General features: G+C 52.1%; 8 protein-coding genes. 3 read left to right on the top strand and 5 right to left on the bottom strand.

What is annotated here, in order from left to right; translation table 11 throughout:
• The first annotated feature begins 18 nt into the window (after positions 1–18).
• Both erpA and ACTHUT_RS09970 read left to right on the top strand, forming a co-directional pair.
• Complete coding sequence (gene erpA / locus ACTHUT_RS09975; RefSeq protein WP_003680162.1) at positions 19–357, top strand: iron-sulfur cluster insertion protein ErpA; 339 nt, start codon at positions 19–21, stop codon at positions 355–357.
• A gap of 333 nt (positions 358–690) precedes the next feature.
• On the top strand, positions 691–1,365 hold the full coding sequence (locus tag ACTHUT_RS09970; protein WP_440418770.1) for a hypothetical protein: 675 nt from the start codon (positions 691–693) through the stop codon (positions 1,363–1,365).
• An 80-nt stretch (positions 1,366–1,445) separates the two neighbouring features.
• On the opposite strand, the gene ACTHUT_RS09965 is transcribed toward ACTHUT_RS09970, so the two are convergent.
• Entirely contained in the window at positions 1,446–3,635 is a 2,190-nt protein-coding gene (locus tag ACTHUT_RS09965; RefSeq protein WP_250601289.1) for a primosomal protein N', read from the bottom strand.
• Between the two features lie 135 nt (positions 3,636–3,770).
• Between ACTHUT_RS09965 and ACTHUT_RS09960 the strand changes: the two genes are divergently transcribed.
• Positions 3,771–4,562: a DsbC family protein gene (locus tag ACTHUT_RS09960; protein WP_036473591.1), complete on the top strand. Its 792-nt coding sequence runs from the start codon at positions 3,771–3,773 to the stop codon at positions 4,560–4,562.
• A 135-nt stretch (positions 4,563–4,697) separates the two neighbouring features.
• On the opposite strand, the gene ACTHUT_RS09955 is transcribed toward ACTHUT_RS09960, so the two are convergent.
• From ACTHUT_RS09955 to ACTHUT_RS09940, 4 genes are all read right to left on the bottom strand, one after another.
• On the bottom strand, positions 4,698–5,381 hold the full coding sequence (locus ACTHUT_RS09955; RefSeq protein WP_003679823.1) for a 2,3-diphosphoglycerate-dependent phosphoglycerate mutase: 684 nt from the start codon (positions 5,379–5,381) through the stop codon (positions 4,698–4,700).
• 102 nt (positions 5,382–5,483) lie between these two features.
• On the bottom strand, positions 5,484–6,236 hold the full coding sequence (locus tag ACTHUT_RS09950; RefSeq protein WP_250601292.1) for a class I SAM-dependent methyltransferase: 753 nt from the start codon (positions 6,234–6,236) through the stop codon (positions 5,484–5,486).
• Positions 6,237–6,284: 48 nt separating this feature from the next.
• Positions 6,285–7,913 (bottom strand): sigma-54-dependent transcriptional regulator, encoded by a 1,629-nt coding sequence (locus ACTHUT_RS09945; RefSeq protein WP_250601294.1) that lies wholly within the window; start codon positions 7,911–7,913, stop codon positions 6,285–6,287.
• A complete protein-coding gene (locus ACTHUT_RS09940) occupies positions 7,906–9,492 on the bottom strand; it encodes a two-component system sensor histidine kinase NtrB (RefSeq protein WP_440418769.1) in 1,587 nt (528 codons plus the stop codon). Before ACTHUT_RS09940 ends, ACTHUT_RS09945 begins: the two co-directional genes overlap by 8 nt.
• Positions 9,493–9,527: the final 35 nt, after the last annotated feature.

Below are 9,527 nucleotides of genomic sequence, written 5' to 3'. Positions count from 1 at the left end.
TATAAAAGGAATCACATCATGTCAGACGAAAGCCCTATTATCTTTACTGACAGCTGCTGCACCAAAGTTGCCGACTTGATTGCCGAAGAGAACAATCCTGATTTAAAATTGCGCGTATTCGTCAACGGTGGCGGTTGCTCCGGCTTCCAATATGGTTTTACCTTTGATGAAATCAAAAACGACGACGATTTTGAAATCCAGAAAAACGGCCTGACGTTCTTGGTTGACCCAATGAGCTACCAATATCTGGTTGGTGCAGAAATCGACTACACCGAAAGCCTGCAAGGTTCTCAATTCGTCATCCGCAATCCGAATGCAGAGACAACTTGCGGTTGCGGTTCGTCCTTCTCCGTATAAACAGTCCGTTTTTGCCACAAAAAACAGGCCATCTGTATCTTCAGACGGCCTTTTGTGTGAATTTATTTTAAACAATTTTAGATTTACCTTATAATAATATCGGGCGTGAATATTTACTCTGCAATAGACATAACATTGGACATGCATATTTCCATATAAATAAAAAATTATTGTCCAGCCGATTAACGACACAAAGGCAAACCGTACTTGGTCTGCCTGAGACTGCAGCCTCTGTTCTGGCTCGTATCATAAGCCAAGACAGCTCAAACACAATAACAAAACCTTAGGCCAAACCCATTTGGTTGACGCAGTCGAAATACTCATGGGATATCAATGAGCAAACAAGAAAAATTTTTCGACGTATACGTTTCCTATCCGCCGAACACGGATAGGGAGCGCATCCATGCCTGCCTGTATGACAACCTGCCTGAAAACGAAGTTGAGAGCCTGATTCAAGCCTTGGCCGAACGTCCGCAAGCCATTGTGGCCGAGAAATGCACCCAAGACGAGCGAGAAAATGCGCAGCATTACTTCGGCTATTTGGGTTTGGACGTGATCGTCCGTCAGGCTATGGAATTGGAAGCGGTTGAAGAAGAAGCCGTATTGGCAGTCAACACTCCCGACCCTATCCAATGCCCCGTCTGCATGACGATTATTGACGAACTAGATTCACAGGAATGTAAAACCTGCCACTTTGATTTGACAGAAAAAAATGAGCTTGCCATCCAGCGCAAGCGCATTGAATGGCAGGAAAGAATCTCTTTCGAGCATAAAAAACAAACCGAAATTGCCCACAAGCTCAAATATGAACGTGAGCAGGAAGAGAAAAAACTGCGCAAAAAAATCCGTGCCAAATTGGAATCCCAATTACGCAAAGAGTTAGGCCAAAATCCTGAGCTGGCCGCACTTGCAGCGAGGAAGAAAACACGGTTTCTGCTTACAATGGCTATCGTATTCGCCGTTTTGAGCCTGCTTGCACTCGGCTATATCGCTGCAAAATTCTTCTAAACTGATTTCAAAACTTAAGGCCGTCTGAAAAACAGATTTTCAGACGGCCTTTTATTTCCTTATTGATTGAACCATTTCAATCAAGCCTCTTGCACATCAACATCCACCGACCATCGGATTTTGCCGTCGCGGTTTTGCTGTAACACCTGCACCCACAAACTCACGGCGCGGTGCAAATCCTGTCGGGACGGGGATTCGAGGAAGATTTGCGCACGTTCGCGTTCGGCGAGGCGCACCATCAGCATGGGGGCGGCGCCGAACTGGGAGACGCTTTCGGGTAAAAGCGGGGCAAGGGTTTCTTTGGCGGCGTTGAGAAATTCCATCGCATCGGCAACACGCGGCGCGTCGGCGCGAATGGCGGTTTGAAAACCGAAGGGCGGCATGGCGAACATTTGCCGCTCGTTCAATTCGTTTTCGGCAAACACGGCGTAGTCCTGCGCTTTGACGGCGGCGAAGACGGGATGTTCGGGCAGTTGGGTCTGTATCAACACCTTGCCGGGTTTGTCGGCGCGCCCCGCCCTGCCGGACACTTGCATCAGCTCGGCGAACAGCCTTTCCGGCGCACGAAAGTCCGCGCTATACAGGCTGCCATCGGCGTTCAATACGATAACGAGGTTGAGCCGCGCGAAATCATGGCCTTTGGCGAGCATCTGCGTGCCGACCAAAATATCGATTTCGTTGTCGGCGATGCGGCGGTACAAATCCGCCCAGTCGTTTTTGTGCGCCGTGCTGTCCCTGTCGACGCGGACGACGGCGGCCTTGGGCAGGAAGGCGCGCAGGGTTTCTTCGACGCGCTGCGTGCCGTGGCCGACGGCGGTCAGGTCTTGGTTGCCGCAGTCGGGGCATTTGAACGGGATGGGTTCGCGGTGGTCGCAGTGGTGACAGCGCAGTTGGCGGGCGCGTTGGTGCAACACCATTTTGGCGGAGCAGTTCGGACAGCCGAAGGTATGGCCGCAGTCGCCGCAAAACAGCGCGGGCGCGAAACCGCGCCGGTTGAGGTACACCAGCGACATGCCGCCTGCTTCAAAGTTCTGCTTCAAAAGCTGCAAGGCTTGCGGCGAGAAGCCGTTGTCGAGTTTCAGACGGCCTACGTTGAGGATATCCACTTGCGGCAGTTGCGCGGCGGCATGGGCGCGCTCGGTCAGTTGCAAGAGGCGGTACGCGCCGCTTTGCGCCTTGTGCCAACTCTCCAAGCTGGGCGTGGCGCTGCCCAACACGATAGGGCAGCCGCTCTGCTTCGCCCGCCACACCGCCAAATCGCGGGCGTGGTAGCGCAATTCGTTGTCTTGTTTGAACGAGCCGTCGTGTTCCTCATCAACCACAATCAGCCCGACATCAGGCAAAGGCGTGAACACCGCCAGCCGCGTGCCAATCACCAGCTTCGCCTGCCCCAACATGGCGCGCAGATAATCCTGCGTGCGCCTGCCTGCCGCCATCTGGCTGTGCAACACAGCAGTCGGCACGTCGGCAAAACGGTTTTCCACCCGCTTCAAAAGCTGCGGCGTGAGGTTGATTTCGGGCAACAGAAACAACACCTGCCGCCCCTGCGCCAACACTTTCGCCATCGCATCAAAATACACCTCGGTCTTGCCGCTGCCGGTGATGCCGTACAGCAAAAACGGCTGAAATTTACCAAAGGCCGTCTGAATTTCATCGGAAGCCTTCTGCTGGTCGGCGTTTAATACAAATTCAGAGTGCGAAGCCTGCCCGTGGTACGACCTCAATACAGGTTTCGCCGCTTCCGTCGTTTCAATCCAACCCTGTTCCGCCCAATCTTCGATTAATTTCGCCGCCTGCGCGTTCACCTGCTTCAACGCCGCCATCGTCATTCCGCCCGACAGCAGCGCGTCCCACAGAGCCGCTTTTTTGTTGAACCGCGCCGGCGGCGGCGTTTGCGCCCTGCCCGCTTCGTTCAACGCGTAAAACAACGGCAGCTGCGGCATTTCCACCGCGCGCGTTTCCTTCAAACCCTGCGGCAGCGCGGCAAACACCGCCTGCCCCGTCGGATAGTGGTAATAACGCGACGTAAACGAGAGCAAATCACGCCAGCTTTGAGGCAACGGCTTTTCTTCCACAAAGGCCGTCTGAGCGCTCAAAATCCGCGCTGTATCCATATCGGGCGAAATATCCGTTTCCCACACAATCCCGACAACGGTTTTATTGCGAAAAGGCACAAGCACCCGAGTTCCCGGAGGAAGCGGCTCGGAATAGGAATACGTCAAAAGGCCGTCTGAAAGCGGCACGTTTACGGCAATACGGTGATAGAACATACAAACAATCAAATTATTTTTTCGTATTTTAACAGCCGAAAGCTATTTTCAGACGATAATTTGAGCCTGAGTACAATGCAGACATGACAGAGGTTTGATACAATGCCTTACTTTCAACACACGCAAGTCTCTCGCATGAAAACCAAGTTAATCAAAATCTTAACACCGTTTGCCGTCCTTCCTTTGTTGGCATGCGGTCAACCTGCCGTATCCAATGCCAACGCGGCGCCTGCCCCTGCTGCCAAAGCGGAAGCGCCTGCCGACAAATCCGTTGCTGCTTCTTTGAAAGCGCGTTTGGAAAAAGTCTATGCCGCCCAAGATTTGAAAGTTTTGAGCGTCAATGAAACACCGATTAAAGGCATTTACGAAGTTGTCGTCAGCGGCAAACAAATCATCTATACCGATGCCAAAGGCGACTATATGCTCGTTGGCGACCTCATCAACGTCAACACGCGTCAAAGCATGACTGAAGAACGCGCCGCCGATTTGAACAAAATCGACTTTGCTTCCCTGCCTTTGGACAAAGCCATCAAAGAAGTACGCGGCAACGGCAAACTGAAAGTCGCTGTTTTCTCCGATCCGGACTGCCCGTACTGCAAACGCTTGGAACATGAGTTTGAAAAAATGACCGACATCACGATTTATACCTTCATGATGCCGATTCCAAGCCTGCACCCTGATGCCGCGCGCAAAGCCGAGCTGTTGTGGTGCCAACCTAATCCGACCCAGGCATGGATCGACTGGATGCGCAAAGGCAAGCTCCCAAGCGGCAAAGCAAACTGTGAAAACCCTGTTGCAGAAACCACTTCGTTGGGCGAACAATTCGGCTTCAACGGCACACCAACCGTGGTCTTCCCTAACGGCCGCAGCCAAAGCGGTTACAGCCCTATGCCCCACCTCAAAGAAATCATCGAGAAAAACCAGTAATACAGGGTTTAATCTCCATAAAGGACGCTTTACGCGTCCTTTTTTCATGTCGCCCGCCATCAACTGCCTTCAGACGGCCTCAAAACAGACAAATATAAAAAAGGACGTGTCCAACACGTCCTTTTTCCCTTTACCTTACAGGTAGAATTTTTCAATCACTTTCAGGTTTTCATCCAATTTGTACACCAGCGGCTGACCGGTTGGGATTTCCAAGCCCATGATGTCTTCGTCGGAAATGCCCTCGATGTGTTTGGCCAAAGCGCGCAGGGAGTTGCCGTGTGCCGCAACCAATACACGTTTGCCGCTCAAGATGGCCGGAGCGATTTGGTCTTCCCAGAAAGGCAGGACGCGCTCGAGAGTCACTTTGAGGTTTTCGCCATCAGGTACGACATCGCTAGGCAGGTTGGCATAGCGGCGGTCGTTGTGGGCGGAGTGAGGATCTTTAGGATCCAGCAGCGGAGGCAGGGTGTCGTAGCTGCGGCGCCAGATGTGGACTTGCTCGTCGCCGTATTTTTCTGCGGTTTGTTTTTTATCCATACCTTGCAGCTGACCGTAGTGGCGCTCGTTCAAACGCCATGATTTAATTTGTGGAACAAACAGTTGGTCGGATTCTTCCAAAACGATGTTACAGGTTTTGATGGCACGGGTCAGAACGGAAGTAAAGGCGATGTCGAACTCGTAGCCCTTCTCTTTCAACTTTTTACCTGCTGCCGCGGCTTCTGCCAAACCTTGCTCGCTCAGCTTGACATCGCGCCAGCCGGTGAAAAGGTTTTTCGCATTCCATTCGCTTTGTCCGTGACGGATGAATACTAATTCCATGATAGTTTGCTCCAATGAAGTTTGGGAAAGGGTATTTATATCATACTTTGCCGCCGCGCTGATAACGCCGGCGGTTTCTTTTGATATGTTGCAAGTTTGCTTTTAGTCTTCAGACGGCCTTGTCGGAAGGTAAACGTCAAAACGTGTGCTTTTGCCTGTGTATTGATAAGCAGGTTTGCGCCCGTCGAGAAATTCGCCCAAGCGCGGGCGTTTGACGACAATGCGTTTTTTGGCGGTATTCAATGCCGCATCCAACAACTCGGCTTCGTCTTGTGCCACGCCGACCAAGTCGTGAAAGTAAGCCATTTCTTTTTTCACGGCGGCGGTTTTGCGACGCTCCGGATACATCGGGTCGAGGTACACTACATCGGATCTGCCGTTTTGTGTGGCCAATTCCTGCATTAAATCAACGGCATTACCGAAATGCAAAGTAATACGCTGGGCAATCTCCCGTGTCTCTTCACTTTGCACTGCTCTGTTGAGGCCGTCTGAAAGTAGACAGGCAACGGCAGGATTTTGTTCAAAAGTTTGTACCTTCAAACCCAACGAGGCAAGCACAAAACTGTCGCGCCCCAGTCCTCCGGTAGCGTCCCAAACAGTCGGTTGCGTAGTGTGGTTAACGGCTTTGGCAATCAACTCGCCTCCGCCTTTAGTGCGCCGATAATGGGCGGCACCGCCATCAAAATCAACGCGGACACAGCCTTTTTCACCGGCGCGGCACAAGCTGATTCCGCTTTCGTCAGCGATAAGGAAACTGCCTTCTTCAGGCTGCCGGTCGATAACGGTCAGCCCGAAAGGCGCGGCAAGGCTGCGAAGTTCGGTAGATGAAGTTTCGTCAAAATAAATCTTGTACATAAGGCTTATGTTTCAGACGGCCTTGAAAACTCAGGCCGTCTGAACGTTTTAATTGATGTCCAAGCGTTCCATGCGGTAGCGCATAGAGCGGAAGCTGATGCCCAAAAGTTTGGCGGCTTGGGTACGGTTGTAACGGGTTTGCTGCAAAGCCTGCTCGATGATGCTGCGTTCCACTTGGTCGAGGTAATCCTGTATCTGCATGGTACGCGGATCAAACGGCGGAATGGGGCTGTGATTGAGTGTAGTTTCGCGTGCGTCAGGTTCGGCAATATCGTCAAAAGAGAAGCCGCTGCGTTCAGCCTTAACCTGTGGGGTGTTTTGAATCTGCAAGTCATCCACTTGTATCACTTGGCCGACCGTCAGTGCGACGGCGCGTTCGAGGATGTTTTCCAACTCGCGGAAGTTGCCGGGATAGCTGTAATGCAACAGGGCTTCTTGGGCTTTCGGGCTGAGTTTGTAGGTTTGATTGCCGTGACGGTGTTTGTACAGCAGATACAAAATCAGCGCGCCCAAGTCTTCGCGCATTTCGCGCAAAGGCGGCATGTGCAGGGTGACAACGTTGAGGCGGTAATACAAGTCCTGACGGAACGCGCCGCTTTCAACCAAAGCTTCGAGGTTTTTATGGGTTGCACAAATAATGCGCACATCCACAGAGGTTTCCCGCGCATCGCCGATACGGCGCACGGCTTTTTCTTGAATGGCGCGCAGGAGTTTGACCTGCATGGCAAGCGGCAGATCGGCAACTTCGTCAAGGAACAAAGTGCCGCCGTCAGCGTGTTGGAAAAAACCTAAACGGTCTTGATCCGCGCCGGTAAAGCTGCCTTTTTTGTAACCGAAAAATTCGCTTTCCATCAGGTTTTCAGGAATGGCACCGCAGTTGACGGCAATAAACGGTTTGTCGGCACGGTCGGACAGTTCGTGAATCGTGCGCGCCGCCTGCTCTTTACCCGTACCGGACTCGCCGGAGATATAAACGGGAACAAGGCTGTGGGCCAATCTGCGAATCAGGTGGCGCACTTCGACCATTTGCGGCGAGGTGCCCAACAGGCGCGGCATATCGTCCTCGCCTTCCAATATAGGTGCGTCTTGTTGCAGAGCAGGATTGATGCTGCCGGCTGAAAAACGCTCTTTTAAGGAATTGAGTCCTTCCGGAACAGTCAAAGGCCGGTTAAATTCATTCTGTACGCTCTTAGGAGGCGTAACAACAGGCTTGGCCGGCTGAGGTTCGGGTTTATACAGGGCGGCAGAAACTGGCGCAGGCTGCGATTTGACTTTTTCAGACGGCGTGGGTTCGGTAGTATTGTCTGAAACCGATACTGCCGATTTAACCAATGAACGCAACTGCGACAGCGTAATCGGTTTTTGCAGATAATCAAACGCCCCTGCTTTCAAGGCTTCAACGGCTTGGTCGGCATTGCCGAAAGCCGTAATCACGGCGACTGGCGTGTCGAGCATCAGTTCATCAATGTGTTGGACAACCTCTAGGCCGGAGCCGTCGGGCATACGCATATCGGTCAGCACCAGCGAATAATCGTTGCTGTCCAGCTTGTCTTTGGCTTCTTCAACACCAGCCGCAGTATCGACGCGCAGACCCATTTTCATCAGGGTCATTTCCATCAGGTCGCGGATGTCCGCCTCGTCATCAACAACCAAAACCGGCTCTTGCAATTTATTCATCCCGCGCTTGCTCCTTCGGTAAAATCAATTCAAACCCGTTCATTTCAGGGTGATAATGCAGCTGCCCCATATTGGCGTGTGCCAACTCGCGTGCGACGTAAAGCCCCAAGCCGGTGCCTTGTTTTTCGGTAGTGTAAAACGGCTCGAACAAATGATTTCGTACATCAGGCGGCACGCCTTTGCCGTTGTCCGCCACTACGATGGAAATATGCATCCTGCCGCTAGGGCGGATAAGGACGGTAATGGCGTTTTCGTCCTGACGGCTGTGTCGCCACGCATTGTTGCACAAGTTCCACATCACTTGCTGCAAGTGCATAGGATCGACCAATACGGTCAGATTGTTGCCGTCCATATTCATGCGCAGACAGCCGATGGCATCGGGATTGTTCAAGGTAAATTCCTGCTTGAACTCCAACCAGAATTTCATCAGATTAATCGGCTGGCGGCTGATGTTGTCTCGTTTGTTAAACAGGGATACGTCTTCCAACATCTTGTCGATGCGTTGGATATTGCTGTCGATGATGTTGTAGAGCTTGGCCTTGAGCGCGTCTGCCTCATCGCCCTCTTGCAACAAATCGCTGGCATGACGGATGGCGGACATCGGGTTGCGGATTTCGTGGGCAAGGTTGGCAGTCAACTGTCCGAGCGAAGTCAGCTTGGTGGACATGGCCTCCGCAGCCACTTCACGCAATGAGCGGACGTACAACATCAGCAGCTCAGTTTGCTCCTGAATCAGCGGAACGGCACGGACGTGCATGGCGTGTTGGAAAATATGGATATCGGTTTCAAAAGGTTTGTCGGGTTGACGCTGCCAGCGTGCGACCAGTTCGCCAAACACGATTTCCTGCTGATCGATAATCAGACTGGGGAAATAGATTTTTGCCTGCTTGTTAAACAGCCACACGCGTTGGGTCGCATCAATCACCACAACCGCTTCCTGAACGCGGTTCAAAACCAAATGATTCAAGCCGCTGATACGGCGGTAGGCCAATTGATGGCGGCTGGCGGACTCTGTGGCCTGTTCGAGATAACGGGCGGCAAACGAGGTCAGCATCGCCACCAGATAGCTGGCGCCGATCAGCATCAAAGAATTCGCCACTGATTTTGCGTCCCAATTAAACGAATCGAAACGTATACTGCCGTCTAAAAACAGGTTCAAAATAAACAGCATTGCTGTATAGCCTGCGTACAGCATGGGATAATGGCCATAACTGAGCAGACACGACGTGGCGACAAACGGCAAAACCAAAATCCCGAAACCGGAAGCCGTACCGCCGGAGATATACACTAAAACCATAATCATGGTGATGTCGACCACTGCGCTGGCATTGGGCAAATCCAAGGATTGCCACTGCCAGCCCGGGCGGAGCACGGAGAGCATAATCAGGAAGAAATACAGCGTTATCCAGATATAAAACTCAACTGCCGGCAACGAAACGCCAATCAGATTGCCGCCCGTATAGCTGCCAAAAGCGTGCAAAACCAATAGCGGCAAGACGATGGCTATTCGGGCGATGTTGATGACGCCGGGAATCCGCTCCCTCAGATTACCCAGCTCTTGAAGATTGGCTCTGTTCATAAGTGAACCTTTTTTATTTTCATGCAATGTCGTAG

This window comes from Neisseria sp. P0022.S010, from assembly GCF_051956635.1.
The sequence above is the reverse complement of the archived record's forward strand: the minus strand, read 5'-3'. Positions and strand labels throughout refer to the sequence as shown.

What these genes read in the sequence shown, in the direction of transcription:
- erpA (WP_003680162.1), top strand. Translation starts at nt 19, where the DNA reads ATGTCAGACGAAAGCCCTATTATCTTTACTGACAGCTGCTGCACCAAA.
- ACTHUT_RS09970 (WP_440418770.1), top strand. Translation starts at nt 691, where the DNA reads ATGAGCAAACAAGAAAAATTTTTCGACGTATACGTTTCCTATCCGCCG.
- ACTHUT_RS09965 (WP_250601289.1), bottom strand. Translation starts at nt 3,635, where the DNA reads ATGTTCTATCACCGTATTGCCGTAAACGTGCCGCTTTCAGACGGCCTT.
- ACTHUT_RS09960 (WP_036473591.1), top strand. Translation starts at nt 3,771, where the DNA reads ATGAAAACCAAGTTAATCAAAATCTTAACACCGTTTGCCGTCCTTCCT.
- ACTHUT_RS09955 (WP_003679823.1), bottom strand. Translation starts at nt 5,381, where the DNA reads ATGGAATTAGTATTCATCCGTCACGGACAAAGCGAATGGAATGCGAAA.
- ACTHUT_RS09950 (WP_250601292.1), bottom strand. Translation starts at nt 6,236, where the DNA reads ATGTACAAGATTTATTTTGACGAAACTTCATCTACCGAACTTCGCAGC.
- ACTHUT_RS09945 (WP_250601294.1), bottom strand. Translation starts at nt 7,913, where the DNA reads ATGAATAAATTGCAAGAGCCGGTTTTGGTTGTTGATGACGAGGCGGAC.
- ACTHUT_RS09940 (WP_440418769.1), bottom strand. Translation starts at nt 9,492, where the DNA reads ATGAACAGAGCCAATCTTCAAGAGCTGGGTAATCTGAGGGAGCGGATT.